This is a genomic window from Streptomyces sp. CB00316 (assembly GCF_001905595.1).
GTDB lineage: Bacteria > Actinomycetota > Actinomycetes > Streptomycetales > Streptomycetaceae > Streptomyces.
In genome coordinates, this window is record NZ_LIXI01000010.1 from 166,166 (window position 1) to 184,900 (window position 18,735).

General features: G+C 72.1%; 20 protein-coding genes. 8 read left to right on the forward strand and 12 right to left on the reverse strand.

What is annotated here, in order from left to right; all coding sequences use genetic code 11:
• The first annotated feature begins 36 nt into the window (after window positions 1-36).
• Window positions 37-519 (forward strand): DUF456 domain-containing protein, encoded by a 483-nt coding sequence (locus AMK21_RS26135; RefSeq protein WP_073881646.1) that lies wholly within the window; start codon window positions 37-39, stop codon window positions 517-519.
• Here the strand turns inward: AMK21_RS26135 and AMK21_RS26140 are convergent.
• Window positions 444-1,874, reverse strand: a complete 1,431-nt coding sequence (locus AMK21_RS26140; RefSeq protein ID WP_073881647.1) for a DNA-3-methyladenine glycosylase 2 family protein — start codon at window positions 1,872-1,874, stop codon at window positions 444-446. The genes AMK21_RS26135 and AMK21_RS26140 overlap by 76 nt on opposite strands.
• 75 nt (window positions 1,875-1,949) lie before the next feature.
• On the reverse strand, window positions 1,950-3,107 hold the full coding sequence (gene rsgA / locus AMK21_RS26145; protein WP_073881648.1) for a ribosome small subunit-dependent GTPase A: 1,158 nt from the start codon (window positions 3,105-3,107) through the stop codon (window positions 1,950-1,952).
• A gap of 346 nt (window positions 3,108-3,453) precedes the next feature.
• Here rsgA and AMK21_RS26150 point away from each other — a divergent pair, with 346 nt between their 5' ends.
• Window positions 3,454-3,954, forward strand: coding sequence for a DUF5949 family protein (locus tag AMK21_RS26150; RefSeq protein ID WP_073881649.1), 501 nt, complete (start codon window positions 3,454-3,456; stop codon window positions 3,952-3,954).
• A gap of 166 nt (window positions 3,955-4,120) precedes the next feature.
• On the opposite strand, the gene AMK21_RS26155 is transcribed toward AMK21_RS26150, so the two are convergent.
• The 6 genes from AMK21_RS26155 to AMK21_RS26180 form a co-directional block, all read right to left on the reverse strand.
• Window positions 4,121-4,528 (reverse strand): rodlin, encoded by a 408-nt coding sequence (locus AMK21_RS26155; RefSeq protein WP_073881650.1) that lies wholly within the window; start codon window positions 4,526-4,528, stop codon window positions 4,121-4,123.
• Between the two features lie 134 nt (window positions 4,529-4,662).
• Complete coding sequence (locus AMK21_RS26160; protein WP_073881651.1) at window positions 4,663-4,869, reverse strand: hypothetical protein; 207 nt, start codon at window positions 4,867-4,869, stop codon at window positions 4,663-4,665.
• A 189-nt stretch (window positions 4,870-5,058) separates the two neighbouring features.
• A complete protein-coding gene (locus AMK21_RS26165; protein WP_073881652.1) occupies window positions 5,059-5,469 on the reverse strand; it encodes a rodlin in 411 nt (136 codons plus the stop codon).
• 68 nt (window positions 5,470-5,537) lie between these two features.
• Window positions 5,538-5,828 carry a hypothetical protein gene (locus AMK21_RS26170; protein ID WP_073881653.1) on the reverse strand — a complete coding sequence of 97 codons (291 nt, stop codon included), beginning with the start codon at window positions 5,826-5,828 and terminating at the stop codon, window positions 5,538-5,540.
• 249 nt (window positions 5,829-6,077) lie between these two features.
• Window positions 6,078-6,311, reverse strand: coding sequence for a chaplin (locus tag AMK21_RS26175; protein WP_073881654.1), 234 nt, complete (start codon window positions 6,309-6,311; stop codon window positions 6,078-6,080).
• 313 nt (window positions 6,312-6,624) lie between these two features.
• On the reverse strand, window positions 6,625-7,026 hold the full coding sequence (locus AMK21_RS26180; RefSeq protein WP_073881655.1) for a rodlin: 402 nt from the start codon (window positions 7,024-7,026) through the stop codon (window positions 6,625-6,627).
• A 578-nt stretch (window positions 7,027-7,604) separates the two neighbouring features.
• Here AMK21_RS26180 and AMK21_RS36940 point away from each other — a divergent pair.
• Window positions 7,605-8,444: a chaplin gene (locus AMK21_RS36940; RefSeq protein WP_073881656.1), complete on the forward strand. Its 840-nt coding sequence runs from the start codon at window positions 7,605-7,607 to the stop codon at window positions 8,442-8,444.
• A 387-nt stretch (window positions 8,445-8,831) separates the two neighbouring features.
• On the opposite strand, the gene AMK21_RS26190 is transcribed toward AMK21_RS36940, so the two are convergent.
• On the reverse strand, window positions 8,832-10,052 hold the full coding sequence (locus tag AMK21_RS26190) for an acetyl-CoA C-acetyltransferase (RefSeq protein WP_073881657.1): 1,221 nt from the start codon (window positions 10,050-10,052) through the stop codon (window positions 8,832-8,834).
• A gap of 137 nt (window positions 10,053-10,189) precedes the next feature.
• On the reverse strand, window positions 10,190-11,095 hold the full coding sequence (locus AMK21_RS26195; RefSeq protein ID WP_073881658.1) for a LysR family transcriptional regulator: 906 nt from the start codon (window positions 11,093-11,095) through the stop codon (window positions 10,190-10,192).
• Between the two features lie 109 nt (window positions 11,096-11,204).
• Between AMK21_RS26195 and AMK21_RS26200 the strand changes: the two genes are divergently transcribed.
• From AMK21_RS26200 to AMK21_RS26215, 4 genes are all read left to right on the forward strand, one after another.
• A complete protein-coding gene (locus AMK21_RS26200) occupies window positions 11,205-12,158 on the forward strand; it encodes a CoA transferase subunit A (protein WP_107429995.1) in 954 nt (317 codons plus the stop codon).
• Window positions 12,155-12,940: a CoA-transferase subunit beta gene (locus AMK21_RS26205; protein WP_073881660.1), complete on the forward strand. Its 786-nt coding sequence runs from the start codon at window positions 12,155-12,157 to the stop codon at window positions 12,938-12,940. Before AMK21_RS26200 ends, AMK21_RS26205 begins: the two co-directional genes overlap by 4 nt.
• 42 nt (window positions 12,941-12,982) lie before the next feature.
• On the forward strand, window positions 12,983-14,533 hold the full coding sequence (locus AMK21_RS26210; RefSeq protein ID WP_073881661.1) for a 3-hydroxyacyl-CoA dehydrogenase: 1,551 nt from the start codon (window positions 12,983-12,985) through the stop codon (window positions 14,531-14,533).
• A gap of 65 nt (window positions 14,534-14,598) precedes the next feature.
• Window positions 14,599-15,018: a VOC family protein gene (locus tag AMK21_RS26215; RefSeq protein WP_073881662.1), complete on the forward strand. Its 420-nt coding sequence runs from the start codon at window positions 14,599-14,601 to the stop codon at window positions 15,016-15,018.
• On the opposite strand, the gene AMK21_RS26220 is transcribed toward AMK21_RS26215, so the two are convergent.
• Both AMK21_RS26220 and AMK21_RS26225 read right to left on the reverse strand, forming a co-directional pair.
• Window positions 14,931-15,746 carry a DUF6597 domain-containing transcriptional factor gene (locus AMK21_RS26220; protein WP_073881663.1) on the reverse strand — a complete coding sequence of 272 codons (816 nt, stop codon included), beginning with the start codon at window positions 15,744-15,746 and terminating at the stop codon, window positions 14,931-14,933. The two genes, AMK21_RS26215 and AMK21_RS26220, sit on opposite strands and share 88 nt — an antisense overlap.
• 34 nt (window positions 15,747-15,780) lie before the next feature.
• Window positions 15,781-16,995 carry a YihY/virulence factor BrkB family protein gene (locus AMK21_RS26225; RefSeq protein ID WP_199863291.1) on the reverse strand — a complete coding sequence of 405 codons (1,215 nt, stop codon included), beginning with the start codon at window positions 16,993-16,995 and terminating at the stop codon, window positions 15,781-15,783.
• A gap of 17 nt (window positions 16,996-17,012) precedes the next feature.
• On the opposite strand from AMK21_RS26225, the gene AMK21_RS26230 reads away from it, so the two are divergent.
• Window positions 17,013-18,650 carry an acyl-CoA dehydrogenase family protein gene (locus AMK21_RS26230; protein ID WP_073881665.1) on the forward strand — a complete coding sequence of 546 codons (1,638 nt, stop codon included), beginning with the start codon at window positions 17,013-17,015 and terminating at the stop codon, window positions 18,648-18,650.
• Window positions 18,651-18,735 lie beyond the last annotated feature (85 nt).

Here is an 18,735-nt window from a genome sequence, read left to right on the forward strand (position 1 = left end):
CGCGCGGAGCGGTGCGCTCTCCGGCACGCTGGTCGAATGGGTCTGTGGCAGCTCGTCGGCGTGGGCCTGGTCATGCTGCTGGGCCTGGTCGGAGTCCTGGTACCGGGCGTGCCGGGCCAGGCGATCGTCTGGGCGGCGGTGCTGTGGTGGGCGCTGACGGACATGACCCCGACGGCCTGGGGCGTCCTGATCGGCGCAACGGCCCTCATGCTGTTGAACCAGGCCCTGAAACCGCTGTTGCCGCCGCGCCGCCCGGGTAAGTCGGGCGCGCCTCGCCGGACGGTGATGATCGGCGGGGTCGCGGGGATCGTGGGGTTCTTCGTGGTGCCCGTGGTCGGCGGCATCGCCGGGTTCGTGGGGGCGATCTACGGGGCGGAGCGGCTGCGGCTGGGCAGTCGTGGCGCGGGCTGGGCGTCGGTGCGCTCGGTGATGCGGGCGACGGGCTACGCGGTGCTGGTGGAGCTCTTCGCCTGCCTGCTGGTGGCGGGGGCCTGGCTGGGCGCGCTGATCTGGGGCTGACGGGCGGCCGTCTCCAGATGGCGTACGGCGTACGAGCGCCACGGCCGCCACCGCTCGGCGCCCGCTGTCCCGTACGGATCCACGTCCGGATCCCCGAGCGCCCGCATCCGGATCAGCGCGGCGGTCCGCCGGTCCACCCCGGGCAGCGTGCCGAGCGCCCTCTCGGCCTCCTCCCGGTCGGCCCCCGCGTCCAGCCGCAGCTCCCCGTCGGCGAGCGCGGTGGCCAGGGTCCGCAGGGCGGGGTCGGTGACGGCACCGGCCAGGACGCCCGGCTCGGGGAACACATGGGTGAGCGCGCCGCACGGCACGTCCAGCACCTTCCCGTACCGCTCGACCAGCTCCGCGGCCCGCTCCCGCCCCACCAGCGCCCGTACGGCCTCCTCCTCCGGGTCCGCCGCTCCCGGCGAGCGCAGCCCGGGGCGGGCGGCGACCAGCGGGGCGAGCCGGGGGTCGGCCGCCAGGGCCTCGTCGACGGCGTACGGGTCGGCGTCCAGGTCGAACAGGCGCCGCAGCCGCTGTGCGGCGGTGGTCAGGTCGCGCAGGTCGGTGAGGTGGATCCGGGCCTCCAGCCAGGGACCGGGCGAGGCCTCGTCGACGGCGGCGATCCCCATCCCGCACGGCAGCCGCAGCGTACGTCGGTAGGTTCGGCGCCCCGGCGGTCCGGCCATCTCCTCGACCCGTGCCACGGCCCGCTCCCCCAGCAGATCGAACAGAGCGCCGGTGGCGTACGGGCCCCGATGGGCGAGCCGCAGCGGAATCCCGGCCCGCAGCCCCGCTCCCCGGCCCCCGCCGAGCCCGGTCCCCGCCTCCGCGCGCAGGGCGCTGGGGGTGCGGGCGTAGATCCGGCGGATGGTGTCGTTGAACTGGCGCACGCTGGCGAACCCGGCCGCGAAGGCGATCTCGGTGACCGGCAGGCCGGTGGTCTGGAGGAGCACCCGGGCGGTGTGGGAGCGCTGGGCGCGGGCGAGCGCGACGGGTCCCGCGCCGAGCTCGGCGTTGAGCTGGCGCTGGACCTGCCGTGCGCTGTAGCCGAGCCGCCCGGCCAGCCCGGGAACGCCTTCGCGGTCCACCACGCCGTCGCCGATCAGCCGCATGGCCCGGCCGACGACATCGGCGCGGACGTTCCACTCGGCCGAGCCGGGCACGGCGTCGGGGCGGCACCGCCGGCAGGCCCGGAAGCCGCCCGCCTGGGCGGCGGCCGCCGTCGGGTAGAAGCGCACATTGGCCCGTTTGGGGGTGACGGCGGGGCAGCTCGGCCGGCAGTAGATGCCGGTGGTCACGACGGCGAAGAAGAACGCTCCGTCGAACCGTGCGTCGCGGCTGCTCACCGCCTCGTACCTGGTCCGTTCGTCCATCACACGTCCAGTGTGCGGCAGCCGCCGCTGCCGCACTCGCGGTTTTCGGACGCCGAACCGTACGGACCAGGCGGACTACCGCACCCGGCCGCCGCGCTTGGCCTTCATGGCCGCGCGCCCCTCGGCGCCCTTGCGCTTCCAGTCCTTCAGGATCTCCGAGCGCACCCGGGCGTCGGTCTTGGCGACGATCCGCTGGTTCTCGCGCAGCAGCTTGCGGTAGCTCTCCAGCCGCCGGTCGGGCAGGGTGCCGTCCTCCAGTGCGCCGAGGACCGCGCACCCGGGCTCGCTGCGGTGGCCGCAGTCGTGGAACCGGCACCGGGCCGCCAGCTCCTCGATCTCGGAGAAGAGCTCGCCGACCCCGGTCCCGGCGTCGAAGAGGCCCACCCCGCGCAGCCCGGGGGTGTCGATGAGGACGCCTCCCTGCGGCAGGACGAGGAGGTTGCGGGTGGTCGTGGTGTGCCGGCCCTTGCCGTCGACGTCCCGGGCGGCCCGCACCTCCATCTCGTCGCGGCCGAGCAGGGTGTTGGCGAGGGTGGACTTGCCGGCGCCGGAGATGCCGAGGAGCACGCTCGTACCGCCGGACACGACGGCGCCGAGCACCTCCAGCCCCTCACCGGTGGCGGAGCTGACGGGGTACACCTGGACGCCCGGCGCGATGGCCTCGATGTCCTGGACGAGGTGGGACAGGGTGACCGCGTCGGGCACCAGGTCGGCCTTGGTGAGCAGCACGACCGCTTCCGGCCGGTGTTCGCCGGGGCCGTATCCGTCGCCCAGCAGCGCGGCGCCGTCGGAGCTGGACAGGGCGAGCGCGAGGAAGCGCTCGATCCGCCCGAGGTCCAGCTCGACGGCGAGCGAGACGCAGATGACGATGTGGTCGATGTTGGTGGCGAGCACCTGCCCCTCGGACCGCTCCGAGGAGGTCGAGCGGACGAAGGCGGTACGGCGCGGCAGCAGCGTACGGACGAACCGCGGGTCGCCGTCCGCGTCGAGCGCCACCCAGTCCCCGGTGCAGACGATCCGCATCGGGTCGCGCGGCACCACGAACGCGGTGTCGGCCCGGACCGGGCCGTCGGGGGTGATCACGTCGCACTGACCGCGGTCCACCCGTACGACACGCCCCGGCACGAGACCCTGCTCGGCGTAGGGGGAGAAGGAGGCCGCCCAGTCGCCGTCCCAGCCGTACGGAGCCAGCGGGTGCGAGGAGGACGGAACCGGAAGAAACGAGAAAGACAAGGGAAACCCTTCACAGGGTGGCCCCGGCACCGCGCGCTCGGCGCGGGAGGTACGTGAAGTGGGTCAGCCGGTGGCCACGGGGGTGAGAACGATGCTCTTCTGGTTGTGGGCAGTGCCCATCGCAACGACAGTCATCAATGTCCTCACCTCCTGATCCCTCGGATCCTGATTACCCGGTTCCTGATTCCCCCGGTTCTTACGCGGCTGAGCTTAGCCCCGCCGCTCCCGGCGGCGTCAACGGGTTTTCCGGCGCCCGCACCGGAGTTGCCGTGCGATCTCCCTGATCTCCCACGATCGGGTGATACGCATGCATACCGACCGGTCCGTGACCGTTAGGGTGCCGGTCATGACCACACCTCAGACCTCTTCCGGCACGTTCACACCGGCCCAGTTGGGCACCCAGACCCTGATCGGATGGAGCAGTCGGCAGCCCGGCGCCGACCAGGACACCGCCTACCTCCTCGCCTACTCGCTGGGCGACGGTCAGGACGGACCGGAGGCCGGCCGGAACGCGCTGCGCATCGCACTGGAGCGGGCGGGCCTCCAGATCGGCGGCCCGATCCAGGACGCTGCCGAGGCCCCGGGCATCCAGGCGAAGCTCCTCGTCCAGGCGGGCCAGGCCGTCCTGACGATGCCTCACCTCAAGGCGCAGTACCCCGCCCCCGCGGAGTGGCTCGCGGCCGCGCTGGGACAGGGCCAGGTGTACGGCATGTTCGCCACCACCCCGTGGCCGGAGGCCGTTCCGGGGCAGCCGGTCAGCGAGGACCAGCTGCGGGCCTTCGCGGCGGACGAGGAGGTCGTCCGAACCGCCGCCCACTGCCTGCTCCCGGTCCGCTCCCTCGGCTGATCCTTCCCCCCGGTCACCGGAGACGGCGATGCCCACCACCCCCCGTGGAGTGGTGGGCATCGCCGTCTCCGGTGCCGCGAAGGGCGCGGTGGCGTGACAGCGAGGGCGGGCGGCCCCGGGAGTGACCCCCGGACCGCCCGCGCTCGAAACGTCAGGCTGTAGTGCGTCAGTTGTTGCCGACGCCGTTGCCCAAGAGGACCGGGATGTCGTCCAGGATGTGCGACAGCGGCTCGTCGCCCTTCGCCTGGGTGGAGTTGTCGGTGCACTGCTGGTTCTGCGGGTTGGACAGGACGTTGATGTCCTGGACCGTGATCGGCACGACGCCGACGAGCGAACCGACGTTGACCTTGGCGGGCAGGCCGACGCAGAGCTTGTTCAGGGTGCCCTGGACGAGCTGGTTCTGCGGGCTCCAGTCGCCTTTGGTCTCGGCGTTGCCGATCTCCGACTCGGCACCGTTGCCGTTGACGGTGGTGGTGCCACCGTCGTTGCCGATCGCCATGGCCGTGGGAGCCGCGGCTGCGGACAGACCGAGCAGGGACACGGCCACTGCAGCGCCGGCCATCATCTTCTTCATCAACTTCACCTTTCGGAGCGTCCCGTTGTGGAACGTACTGATCAACTGCCAGGGGCCCCGATCGGTTGCGCAGTACCACTCAAATGGGTTCGATCCGGCGCAAGGTCGACGCCACTGCCCAGTTCCCCCAAGCCTCACCTGTTGGAGGCCTCGTCCGAGGTGCGGGCCGCCGGTACCAATCCGCTACTGCGGCGGGCGGCGGGCTCCTGACGCGGTTCGGCCGACGGGTGGTCGCGTCCGGCCGCCCGCCACTCGGCGACGAGCCGGTCGTAGATCGGTGTGCCGCCCGGGGCGAGCCACGGCTCTCTGCTCTGCGAGGTCTGACTGTCGTACGGATCCATGGAGAGGCCCTACCCGGCCCGGCACGGATCGTCAGCCGGGGCTACGGCATCCGGCCCAACCAGGTGCCCCGTCCGGAGGCGTCGGCATACGACGAAGGGCCAGTCCGTCCGGTCAGGCGAAGAACGGTCGCCGGACCGGACGGACTGGCCCCACGCGGGTCACGCGGTGCGGACCGGAGCTACCCCGTCTCAGTTGTTGCCGACACCGTTGCCGGAGAGGATCGGGATGTCGTTCAGCAGGTGCGACAGAGCCTCGTCACCCTTGGCCTGGGTGGAGTTCTCGGTGCACTGCTGGTTCTGCGGGGAGGACAGGACGTTGATGTCCTGGACCGTGATCGGCACGAGGCCCACGAGCGAACCGAGGTTCGCCTTGGCCGGCAGCGCGATGCAGGGCTTGTTCAGCGAGCCCTGGATCAGCGCGAACTGCGGGCTCCAGTCACCGTGGGTCTCGGAGTTGCCGTACGCCTGCGAGGCACCGTTGCCGTTGACCGTCGTGGTGCCGCCGTCGTTGGCGATCGCCATGGCGGACGGGGCGGCCGCGGCGGAGACACCGACGACCGAGACGGCAACCGCTGCCGAGGCCATGATCTTCTTGAACATGTAAGAGCCCTTCTGGGGTGTGATGCGGATCGGTGAAGGAACCAGGGGGAACGACTGTCCTGCGGCGGTCAACGGCCGAGGGGAACTCCGCCGAGCAGCGGAGCCGCACTCTCGGCCACCTGGGTCGCCTCGCCCGCCAGCTTGCCGACCGTGCCGTCCTCGGCGACGGTCTCGGCGGCCTCGGCGGCCGCGCCCACCAGCGGGTCCACGACCTGCGGGGCACTGGCCATCACCTGGTTGAGGCCGCTGTCAAGGCTGAAGCTGGGGGCCGTGGGGGTGGTAACGGCGAAGGCGGGAGCGGCCGTTCCAAGGGCAGCCACGGAACCGACAACGAGTGCGGCGGTCTTCGCGTACTTCACTTTTCTGGTTCCCTTCTGCGCGGCGTCTGCTTCGGTCACGTCTCCGTGCCGCACACAAGCTTTCTTTACCTGTGACTTCTGCCGCTTTCCTCAGGGATAACGAACAGGCCGCGTGCGGGAAACTGCGCCCGTGCGACTTTCTCCCGCCGGGGCTGCGAGGAATTCCGGCGGGCAGAGCGAAGGCCCCGGGCGGGCGATGCCGTCCCGGGGCCGACCGGTTCCGGGCGCGGGGCCCGGCCGGTCAGATACTCACGCGTTGATGCAGGTGTTACCGAAGGCCGGGTTGAGCAGGCCGATCACGTTGACGGTGTTACCGCAGACGTTGACCGGGATGTGCACCGGGACCTGCACGATGTTGCCGGACAGCACGCCCGGGGAGCCCACGGCGATGGCCTCGGCACCCGAGTCGGCCATGGCCGGCGCAGCGGCACCCATCGCCATGAGCGTTCCGGCGGCGACTGCGGCAACCTTGGTGTACTTCACTTTTTTGTCCCTTTCCTCGGCGGAGCCATGTGCGGTCACGACTGTCGTGACCGCCCGAGCCGGTACTGATCGCTCGCGACTCCGGCGCTGTCCTACGTAACGATGAACGCCCGGGATCGAAACTGTTCGACGAGAAGATTCCCGGATCTCCGCCCGAATGCCGCAACACCCGTCGGACGTGCGACAGGACGTGCGACAGGGAATACGGCGGGAAAAGCTGAAGATACGATGCCGCATTCCCGGAAGAACGACGAGCCCGGGCCGCTCGGTGGAGGAACGCCGATGGCCCGGGCCCGAGTAGAGCGGCTGCGGATCAGCCGTTGCCGGCACCGTTGCCGGAGAGGATCGGGATGTCCTCCAGGATGTGCGACAGAGCCTCGTCACCCTTGGCCTGGGTGGAGTTCTCGGTGCACTGCTGGTTCTGCGGGGAGGACAGGACGTTGATGTCCTGGACCGTGATCGGCACGAGGCCCACGAGCGAACCGAGGTTCGCCTTGGCCGGCAGCGCGATGCAGGGCTTGTTCAGCGAGCCCTGGATCAGCGCGAACTGCGGGCTCCAGTCACCGTGGGTCTCGGAGTTGCCGTACGACTGCGAAGCGCCGTTGCCGTTGACCGTCGTGGTGCCGCCATCGTTGGCGATCGCCATGGCCTGCGTCGAGCCGAGCCCGAGGATGGAGGCAGCGACAGCGCCCGTAGCCAGAACCTTCTTGATCACGATTAACCCTTCTCGTACCGGTCGCCCCGTAGCGGAGCGCCCTGATCAACTCGGCGCCTGCGGTTTGGTTCCGCGCGTTCACCCGAATGCCGGGCACGGGGGCGCACTGCGCGGGAGTGCGACCGGCCCATGCCTGCGCGCGCCCCAACACTGCCTCTGTTCGCACGACCATCTGTTCGTGAAGAAACTGCGTACGCGGCGCCTTGCGCGCTCGCCCGAACGGGTCGACCTGCGCCGACCGCCCCCTCACCCCGCACCCATCACCGCACCGCCCCCGGCGAGGTCAACACCGTTCATCGAACGGAAAGTTGGGGCTGAATCGTTTCCCTTCAACAGCGGTGGGGTCAGGGGACGGTTCACCCAATCCATCCGTTCGGGTGATTACACATTTTCCACGCCGCCCCGAGTTTCCCGCCCGGTCTTCGATCGTTAGGGCAATCGTCCAGCGCGCGTGTATCGACTTTCACCATGGCTTCCCGCGGGGATCCGGGTATCCGTCACAACAGCGGCACCACCCGACGGCTCCGCGCGAAGCACCCACGCGAATGTTTCGCGAATGTCCTAAGGAAGGGCAAATAATGCGACAGGCCTTGAATAAAAGCATGATCGTCATGGCAGCCGCGTCGGGCCTCCTGGCCGCGGCCGGCGGTTCCGCGCACGCCGACGCGTCGGCCGAGGGCGCTGCCGTCGGTTCGCCGGGGGTCGGTTCGGGGAATGCCGTGCAGGTGCCGGTGCACATCCCGGTCAACGCGTGCGGCAACACCGTCAATGTGATCGCCCTGTTGAACCCCGCGTTCGGCAACTCCTGCGCGAACGTGAGCTCCAGCGGCCACGACGACGGTTACGGGAACGGTCAGGGCGGGAACGGCACGGGCGGTGCCGGCGCCGAGGGCGCGGCCGTCGGCTCCCCCGGGGTGCTCTCGGGCAACCTCGTCCAGGCCCCGGTCCACGTGCCGTTGAACGTGTGCGGCAACACCGTGAACGTGGTCGGTGCGCTCAACCCGGTCTTCGGCAACAAGTGCGCGAACGTGAGCGGCCCGAAGGACGACTACCCGCCCACCGAGCCGCCGGTCGAGGAGCCGCCGACCGAGGAGCCCCCCACCGAAGAGCCGCCCACGGAGGAGCCCCCGACCGAGGAGCCGCCCACCGAGGAGCCTCCGGTCGACGAGCCGCCGACCCAGGAGCCCCCCGTCGACGAGCCGCCGGTCGAGGAGCCCCCGGCCGAGCAGCCGCCCACCGACACGCCCGGGTCGAACACCCCCGGGCCGAACACTCCGGGCACGCACACCCCCGGCTCCGAGACCCCGGGCCTGGCCGACACCGGTGCGGCCGGTCTCGGCCTGGCGGCAGGCGCGAGCGCCGCGCTGCTGCTGGGCGGGACGGTGCTGATGCGCCGCACCCGTAACGCGCGGGACTGATACCCACCCGCCGCAGGAACGAGGTCCGGCCGGACAGCGGGGACTGTCCGGCCGGACCTTCTCCGCGCTCGAGCCGGACGGGCGCTCGACGCGGGAACTGGCCCGCCGGCCCTCCCCCTGACGCCGTGCAACTGGAGCCTGCTGTGGCGGTCGTTGCGCGCGAGCGTCGGGGCGATGCGGTATCTGCGGGGAGAGCCCGTCACCTCGGATGCGGACGCCGTTCCGGGGCCGTACGTACGCGAGCTGGGCCTCCGCCTGGGCCGGGCGGGCCCAGGCGGAGGAGACCCCCGACCGGTCGGCCATGGGAGCGGGAGGACGTGGACAGCTGGTTCCGTGGGGTGCTGGCCGGGACGCGGCACTACCTGTACGAGCAGCCAGGGGCCGGCGTCACGGCGTGACCCGTTCGAAGACGGCGGCGAGTGCCTGGCCGCCGCCGATGCACATCGTCTCCAGGCCGTAGCGGCCCTCGCGGCGATGGAGTTCGCGGGTGAGCGTGGCGAGGATGCGGGCCCCGGTGGCGCCGACCGGGTGGCCGAGCGAGATGCCCGAGCCATTGACGTTGATCCGCTGTTCGTGGTCCTTCTCGCCGAGGCCCAGCTCCCGGGTGCAGGCGAGGACCTGGGCGGCGAACGCCTCGTTCAGCTCGATCAGGTCGAGGTCGGCGAGGGTGAGGCCGGCCCGGTCCAGTGCCGTACGGGTGGCGGCGACGGGGGCGATGCCCATCGTGGCGGCGGGGACGCCGGCGCGAGCGCAGGAGACGAGGCGGACGAGCGGTGTGAGGCCGAGGCGTTCGGCGGTCTCGGCGCTGGTGACCAGGCAGGCGGCGGCCGCGTCGTTCTGGCCGCTGGCGTTGCCCGCCGTGACCGTGGCCTCCGGGTCGGACTCGGCCATCACCGGGCGCAGCGCGGCGAGCTGTTCGGCGGTGGTGTCGGGGCGGGGGTGCTCGTCGACGGTAACGGTCGTTTCGCCCTTGCGGGTGCGTACGGTGACGGGGACGGTCTCCGCCGCGTACCGGCCCTCGGCGGTGGCGGTGACCGCCCGTTGCTGGGAGCGCAGGGCCAGGGCGTCCTGGTCGGCGCGGCTGATCCCGTACTCCCGGCGCAGGTTCTCGGCGGTCTCGATCATGCCGCCGGGGACCGGGTGGTGGACACCTCCGGCGGTGACCCGGCCCCGGGCGAGGGAGTCGTGGAGCTGGAGGCCGGGGCCCTTGATGCCCCAGCGTCCGTCGTGGGTGTAGTAAGGCGCGGCGCTCATGACGTCGACCCCGCCGGCGATCACGACCTCGCTGAACCCGGTCGTGATCTGCATGGCCGCGTCCAGGACCGCCTGGAGCCCGGAGCCGCAGCGGCGGTCGATCTGGGTGCCGGTGACGGTGGTGGGCAGCCCGGCGTCCAGGGCGGCGACCCGGCCGATGGCGGGGGCCTCGCTGGACGGATAGGCGTGGCCGAGGATCACCTCGTCGACCCGGTCGGGGTCGATGCCCGTGCGGGCGACGACCTCGGCGATGACGTGCGCGGCGAGCGAGGCCGGTGTCTGCTGCGCGAACGCTCCGCCGAAGCGGCCGATGGGGGTGCGCAGCGGTTCGCAGATGACGACTTCGAGCGGCACGGCGGGGCCTTTCCTGTCCTGAGGGCGGTGGCGGTGGCGGTAGGCGCGGGTGCGGGCGTGCGGTGGTAGTGACCTTCGCATTGCGGCGCTGAGTCGGTCCAATATCGAATGCGTGCCTGGTTGAGAGGCTCAGCGTCTCAATCGGCGTGAGGCACGGGCGTCGGCAGGGCGTCCTCCGCCACCGCGAGTACCGCGCGCAGGGCGGCGGAGGGGTTGTCGGCGCGCCAGGCGAGAGCAGCGCGGAGGCGGATGGGAGGACCGGCGAGAGGGCGGTAGACCAGGCCGTTCTGCTGGATGTGCTGGACGGAGGTGACCGTGAGGGTGACGCCGACCCCGGCGGCGACCAGGGCGAGGATCGTGTACGAGTCGGGGGCTTCCTGGACGACGCGCGGGGTGAACCCGGCGCTCTCGCATGCCTCGGTCATGGCGTCGCGGACGGTGGAGCCGGAGTTGGCGGGGAAGGAGACGAACGGTTCGCCGGCGAGTACGTCGAGGGGTACGGCCTCCCGCCGAGCGAGCGGGTGGTCGGAGGGCAGGGCGCAGACCAGCTCCTCCTCGTCGATCACGCGGTGGGCGACGCCGGGCCGGGTGACCGGCAGCCGGACGAAGCCGAGGTCGAGCGAGCCGTCGGCGACCCGGGAGAGGGCGGTGTTGGCGTACGTCTGGCCGGTCATGACGAGTTCGAGCCCGGGGTGGGCGGCGCGCACGGCACGGGTGAGCTGGGGCAGCGTCTCGTGGCTGGAGGCCCCGGCGAAGCCGATGGTGATCCGGCCGTACTCGCCGATCCCCGCCGATCTGGCGGCCCGCACGGCGGTGTCCAGGTCGTCGAGGACGGTCCGTACGGGTCCGAGGAAGGACTCCCCCGCGCTGGTGAGCCGGACGGAGCGGGTGTTGCGGTGGAAGAGCTGGACGCCGAGCTCCCTCTCCAGCTGGCGGATCTGCTGGCTCAGCGGCGGCTGGGCCATCTGGAGCCGCTTGGCGGCCCGGCCGAAGTGCAGCTCCTCGGCCACGGCGAGGAAGGCGTTCAGGTGGCGCACTTCCATGGGGACACCCCTCGCGTCATTGATATGCCCTGCGTCTTGATCCGACCTTAATTCGGTATTGGACAGCCATCAATGGGCGCTGGCACCGTGGGGCCCGCGTAGGCGGACGATGAGGAGAAGCGTGGACCGGACGGCCGGCAAGGTCATGTCGATGAGGGAGGCCGTCGCCTCCTTCGTCCACGACGGGGACACCGTGAGCCTCGAAGGGTTCACCCATCTCATCCCGACCGCCGCCGGGCACGAGATCATCCGGCAGGGCCGCCGGGATCTCACGGTCGTCCGGATGACGGCGGACATCGTGGTGGACCAGATGCTGGCCGCGGGGTGCGTGACGCGGCTGGTCTCCTCCTTCGTGGGGAACTCCTCCGCCGGTTCGCTCGGTGAGCTGCGGCGGCGTATCGAGCACGCCGACCCCGAGCCGCTGGCGTTCGAGGAGTACAGCCACTACGGGATGGTCTGCCGCTACCTCGCCGGTGCGCAGCGGCTGCCGTTCCACCCGCTGCGCTCGTACGCGGGCAGCGACCTCCCGTCGGTCAACCCCGGTATGCGTAAAGTCACTTCGCCCTACCCGGCTGCCGATGGAACCACCGAGCAGATCTACGTCGTGCCGCCCGTCAACCCGGACGTGACGTTCATCCACGCCCAGCGTGCCGACCGCCGGGGCAACACGCAGATCTGGGGGGTGACCGGCATCCAGGCCGAGGCGGTGTACGCGGCGGAGAAGGCGGTCGTGGTGGTGGAGGAGCTGGTGGCGGACGAGGTGGTGCGCGCGGACCCGAACCGCACCCTCGTCCCCGCGCACGCGGTCGACGCGGTGGTCCTCTGCCCGCGCGGGGCGCATCCCTCGTTCGCGCAGGGCTACTACGACCGGGACAACGCCTTCTACCGGGCCTGGTCCGCGATCAGCAAGGACCCGGTGCGGTTGCGGGAGTGGCTGGAGGAGTGGGTGTACGGAACCACCGACCACGCGGCGTACGTGGCGAAGCTCGGCGAGGAGTTCTGGTCCGGGCTCGCGATCGGCGAGGCGCTGAGCGAGCCGGTGAACTACGGGAGGCGGCTGTGAGCGAGGAGTGTACGCAGACCACGGGGGCCGTCACCTCGTCGGAGCTGCTCTCCGTCGTCGCCGCCCGCGAACTGGCGGGCCGCCGGACCGTGTTCGCGGGCATCGGGCTGCCGACGCTCGCCGCCGAGCTGGCGCATCTGACCGTCGCGCCGGAGATCGAGGCGGTGTACGAGTCGGGGGTCTGCGGGGCTCATCCGTCCCGTCTGCCGGAGACCATCGCGGACGCCGTGCTGATCACGGGTGCCGAGGCGGTGCTGACGATGCCCGCGCTGTTCGGCTCCGTGCTCCAGGGCGGCCACATCGACGTCGGCTTCCTGGGCGCCGCGCAGATCGACCGGTGGGGCAACCTCAACACCTCGGTGATCGGGGAGTGGGAGCGCCCGTCGGTGCGGTTGCCGGGCTCCGGGGGCGCGGTCGAGGTGATGGCCAACGCCCGGGAGGTCTTCGTCGTGATGCGCCGCCACACCCCGCGCTCCTTCGCCGGCACCCTCGACTTCTGCACCACGCCCGGCCCCGACCGGGCGCTCGCGGACGGCATCCGCCCGCTCGGCACCGGCGTCACCCGGGTCATCACCGAGTTGGGCATCCTCGCCCGTGACGGCGTCGGCGACGAACTGCGGCTGGTCGCTGTGCACCCCGGGGTCACCGTCGGGCAGGTGCGGGCCGCGACCGGCTGGGAGCTGAAGGTGGCCGACACGGTGACGACGGTGGAGCCGCCCACGGATGCGGAGCTGCGGCTCCTGCGCGACGATGTCGACCCGCACCGCGTCTACCTCCGCTGACACCCTCTTCATCACCATCTCCGCCGGAAGGGCCCAACTGCCATGCGTATCAGGATCGTCGGAGCCGGGGCCATGGGCCGCGGCATCGCCCAGTGGGCGGCGAGCGCGGGACACACCGTGGAGCTGGGCGACGTACGGGCCGAAGCGGTGACGGACGCCGTGGAGTTCGTCGTCTCGATGCTGGACCGGGCGGTGGCCAAGGGCCGGATGTCCGTCGCCGACCGGGACTCGTCCGTGGCGCGGCTGGTGCCGCTGGCCGACCCGTGGGCGGCCGGGCCGGACGTGGAGCTGGTCATCGAGGCCGTACGGGAGGACCTGGAGACCAAGGCCGAGGTGTTCGGGAAGCTGGAGCGGGCGCTGCCCTCCTCCGCCGTCTTCGCGACCAACACCTCGTCCCTGTCGGTGACCCGGATCGCGGCGACCCTCCAGGACCCCTCGCGCCTGGCCGGGCTGCACTTCTTCAACCCGGTGCCGCTGATGCGGATCGTGGAGGTGGTGCCGGGCGCGGCGACCCGCCCGGAGATCCCGGCCGCGCTGACCGAGCTGGTGGAGGGGTGCGGGCACCGGGCGGTGACGGTGGCCGACACCCCCGGCTTTCTGGTCAACCACGCGGGGCGCGGGCTGGTGACTGAGGCGCTCGCGCTGCTGGAGGAGTCGGTGGCGGGGCCGGCGGAGATCGACCGGATCGCGCGGGACGTGCTGGGGCTGCGGATGGGCCCGTTCGAGCTGATGGACCTCACCGGGCTCGACGTCACTGCCGCGGTGATCGACTCGATCTGGCAGGGCTTCCGGTACGAGGACCGGCTGCGCCCGTCCTACCTCACCCCGAACCGGGTGGTGGCCGGGCTGCACGGCCGCAAGACGGGGCAGGGCTGGTACGCGTACGGCGAGGGCGCCGGCGCGCCCGCGCCGGAACCGGCGGTGGCCGGGATGGGCGACCGGCCGGTGTTCCTGGCCGCGAGCGGGTCCGCGGAGATCGCGTCGTACGTGGAGGCCCTCGCCGGTGCGCTGGAGGCGGCCGGGGTCCGGGTCGAGCGGGGCGACGGGCCCTCCGCCGAGGCGCTGGTGCTGGTGCCGGTCTGGGGCACCACGGTGTCCGGTGCGATCCGGGCGGGCGGGCTGCCGCCGGAGCGGACGGTGGGCGTGGAGGTGCTGCCCGCGGCCGGGCGGCGGCGGGTCCTGGCGGTGACGGCCGCCACCGGTCCGGCGGCGGCCCGGGACGCCCGGGCGGTGCTGGCGCGGGCGGCGGGCGACGACGAGCCGTACGCCGTGACGGTGGTGCGGGACACGGCGGGATCCGTCGCGCAGAGGCTGCTGTCGTCGATCGTCGCGGTGGGTGCCTCGATCGCGGAGCGCCTCCTCGCCACCCCGGCCGACATCGACCTGGCGGTGACGACCGGGCTCGGCTATCCGGCCGGGCCGCTGGCCTGGGGCGAGCGGATCGGGGCTCCCCGGCTGCTGGAGCTCCAGCGGGCGCTGCACGCGACGACGGGCGACCCGCGCCACCGGCCGACGCGGTGGGTGACCGAGCGGGCGGATCTGGGGCTCGCGCTGACCGAGGCGGGGACTTCGGTCGACGACTGCTGGGGGTGACCTCTGGCGGACGCGCGTCCGATTCGTACAAGACCGTGGGGAGGCCCGATGGCTACGGTCGTCCCATGACTCCACGACTCGACGCGATCAGCATCATCACGGCCGACCTGGCGGCCTCGCTCGCCTTCTACCGCAGGCTCGGCCTCGACATCCCGGCCGGGGCGGAGTCCGCCCCGCATGTGGAGGTGGTCCTGCCGGGCGGGCAGCGGCTGCTGTGGGACACCGAGGACGTCATCCTCTCGTTCGACCCGAGCTGGGAGCGCCCGGCGGGCGGCGAGCGGCTGGGGCTGGCGTTCGTCTGTGACAGCCCGGCGGAGGTGGACGCCCTGTACGCGGAGCTCACCGGTGCCGGGTACGCGGGGCACCTGAAGCCGTGGGACGCGGTGTGGGGGCAGCGCTACGCGGTGGTGCTGGACCCGGACGGCTGCGGGGTCTCGCTCTTCGCCGCGGCCTCCGCTTCTCCTGCTCCGCCCGCCGAGAAGTAGGCCCCGAGGGTCGTTCCGGCCAGGTCGCGCATCTCGCGGGCGAGGTGGGCCTGGTCGGTGCAGCCCGCCGCCGAGGCCGCTTCGGCGTACGGGAGGCCGGTGCGGATGAACTCCAGGGCGCGCTGGAGGCGCAGCACGCGGGCCAGCGTCTTGGGGCCGTAGCCGAAGGCGGCCAGGGACCGGCGGTGGAGCTGGCGGGCGCCGAGCCCGGCGTCCGCCGCCGTCGCCGCGACGGACCGGCCTCGGCGCAGCCCCTCGGCGACGGCGACCGTCCGGGGGTCCGGGGGCCCGGTGTCGGCGATCCGGTCCAGGGCGAACCGTTCCAGGGCCGCTGCGGGGTCGGTGGCCCCCTCGAACCGGTCGGTGAGCCGGCGTACGGCCGCCGAAGGCCAGAGCTCGGCCAGGTCGGCCCGTCGGTCGCGCAGCAGTGACGCCGGTACGCCGAGGAGTACGGGTGCGGTGCCGGGGGCGAACCGGACCGCGGCGCAGGAGACCCGGTTCTGCGGTTCCACCTCGAAGGCGTGGGTGTCCGGCCCGGCGACGACGATGCGGCCGCCGGTCCAGATCAGGTCCATGCAGCCGTCGGGCAGCACCGAGTGGGGATCCCGCGGCGGGCGGGCGGGGGCGTCCCAGGTCCAGACGACCGCACCGGGCAGCCGGGAGGGCCGTTCCCGGTAGCGGTGCCGCTCCTGCTTCTGCTCCCGTACGTGCTCCTGCGCCTGGGGCATGTCTCCACGCTAGCGCGGAGGGGTGGGAACAGGTTCAGGAGGACGGCGGCCCGGAGTCGTCCCGGGGCTGGCCGGGCTCCTTGGCCTTGGCCTCTTTCGGCTCCTTGGGTCCCTTCGGCTCCTTCTCCCATGTCGACTGGAGCCGCGACTTCACGTCGTCGGGCGGCAGGAAGCGGGACCAGCGCTCGGGGAACTCCGAGGGCATGTACGCCGGGCCGTCGTCCTCGTCCTCGTCGTCGTCCCCGCTGTCCCGGACGGACGGGCGGGTCCGGGCGACGAACTCAGCGGCCTGCGCGGCCCGGACGCGTTCGGTGGCCTCGCGGGCGGCGGCGGTGGCGAGCGAGGGCCACACATGGTCGATGGCCGCGTTGACCGCGGCGCCGACGAGGACGGCGAAAGCGGAGATACCGATCCAGAGCAGGACGGCGATGGGCGCCGCCAAGGAGCCGTAGATCGTGGGGCCTTCGACCGTGTTCGTGAGGTAGATCCGGAGCAGGAAGCTGCCGACCACCCACATCCCGAGCGCCACGAGCGCCCCGGGGACGTCCTCGATCCAGGGCGAACGGACGGGGACGGACACGTGGTAGAGCGTCGTGAGGAACGCGATCGTCAGCAGTATCACCAGCGGCCAGTAGAGGACGGCGATGACCTCGGTGCCCCAGGGCACGAACTCGACCACCCGGTCGGGGCCGACGACGAGCAGCGGCAGCACCACCGCGCCCAGCAGCAGGGCGACGACGTACAGCAGGAAGGCGAGCAGGCGGGTCTTGACGATGCCGCGGTGGCCGTCGAGGCCGTACATGACGGTGATGGTGTCGATGAAGACGTTCACCGCGCGGGAGCCGGACCACAGGGCGATGGCGAAGCCGATGGAGATGATGTCGGGGCGGGCGCCGGTGGTGACGTCGGCCAGCAGCGGTTTGGCGAAGTCGTTGACCCCGCGCTCGGAGAGCACGGTCTGCGAGGCCGAGAGGATGTTGCGCTCGATGGAGGCGACCGTGGTGGTGGTCGTCCACTCGTCGACGTAACCGAGCAGCCCGATCATGCCGAGCAGCAGCGGCGGCAGGGAGAGCAGGGTGAAGAAGGCCGCCTCGGCCGCCAGCCCGAGGATCCGGTACTCGATGCACGAGTTGACGGTGTCCTTGAGCAACTGCCATGCCATCCGCCGCTTGGAGACGTTGCGGTAGAGGACTCGGGCCCGGTGGAGTCGGCCCGGTGGCCGCTCGGGTGTTTCATTTGCTGCCTGCACCTCCTTACCGTATCGGCATGGCAGCCACCACCCACACAGTGACCAATCAGGTTCCGCCGCTGGTCGGCTATGACGTCTTCGCCGCGGACCGGGCCCTGTCCGAGGCCGTCGAGCGGCACATCGAACCGGGCGTCCTGCCCGCAGCGCGGGAGGAACTCGGGACGCTCGGCCGGTCCGCGGGATCGGCGCAGGCACAGGAGTGGGGTGCGCAGGCCAACGAACATCCGCCCGTTCTGCGCACCCATGACCGGTACGGGCACCGGATCGACGAAGTGGAGTTCCATCCGTCCTGGCACCGGCTCCTGGGCCACGCGGTCGCCGCCGGGCTGACCGACGCCTGGGGCCGGCCGGCCGGTCATGTCCGGCGTGCGGCCGGGTTCCTGGTCTGGACGCAGGCGGAGGCGGGGCACGGCTGCCCGCTCTCGATGACGCACGCCGCGGTGCCCGCGCTGCGGACCGACCCGGTGCTGGCCGCCGAGTGGGAGCCGCGGCTGACCTCGTACGTCTACGAGGAGGGGCTGCGGCCCGCACGGGAGAAGGCCGGGGTGCTCTTCGGGATGGGCATGACGGAGAAGCAGGGCGGCACCGACGTACGGACCAACACCACGCGGGCGGAGCCCGTCTCCGGGGAGGGTGAGTATCTGCTCACCGGGCACAAGTGGTTCTGTTCGGCGCCGATGTCGGACGGGTTTCTCGTGCTGGCGCAGGCGCCGGGCGGGCTGACGTGCTTCCTGGTGCCGCGTGTTCTGCCCGACGGCACGCGCAACGTGTTCGCGATCCAGCGGCTGAAGGACAAGCTGGGCAACAAGTCCAACGCCTCCAGCGAGGTCGAGTTCGACGGGACCTGGGCCCGCCGGGTCGGCGAGGAGGGGCGCGGGGTGCGCACCATCATCGAGATGGTGGCGGCCACCCGGCTGGACTGCGTGGTGGGTTCGGCGGCGCTGATGCGGCAGGCGGTGGCGCAGGCGATCCACCACAGCACCTACCGCAGCGCGTTCGGCGGGCTGCTGATCGACAAGCCGCTGATGCGCAACGTCCTGGCCGATCTGGCGCTGGAGTCGGAGGCGGCGACCGTCCTGGCGATGCGGCTGGCGGCGGCGTACGACACGGACACCGAGGAGGAGCGGGCGTTCCTGCGGATCGCGGTGCCCGCCGCGAAGTACTGGGTCACCAAGCGCTGCACCCCGGTCGTCGGCGAGGCGCTGGAGTGCCTGGGCGGCAACGGGTACGTGGAGGAGTCGGGGATGCCGCGGCTGCTGCGTGAGGCGCCGCTCAACTCGATCTGGGAGGGCTCGGGCAACGTACAGGCGCTGGACGTGCTGCGGGCGCTCCAGCGGGAGCCGCAGGCGCTGGACGCGTTCCTGCGGGAGGTCGGGAAGGCGCGCGGCGCCGATCACCGGCTGGACTCGGCCATCAAGGACCTGCTGACCGAGTTGGCGGACCTGGAGGGGATCGAGGCGCGGGCCCGGCGGCTGGTGGAGCGGATGGCGCTGGTGCTCCAGGGTTCGCTGCTGGTGCGGTGGGCGCGGCCGGAGGTCTCCGACGCGTTCTGCGCCTCGCGCCTGGGCGGGGACTGGGGCGCGGCGTTCGGGACGCTGCCGCACAGCCTGGACCTGGCCTCGGTGGTGGCGCGGGCCCGGCCGGTCGCCGAGTAGGGGCCCGGGGCAAGCGACGGAGGGTGGTGCTGCGCCGACACGGCACCACCCTCCATGCTTGAACCGTGCCGGTCGCCGGGCACGG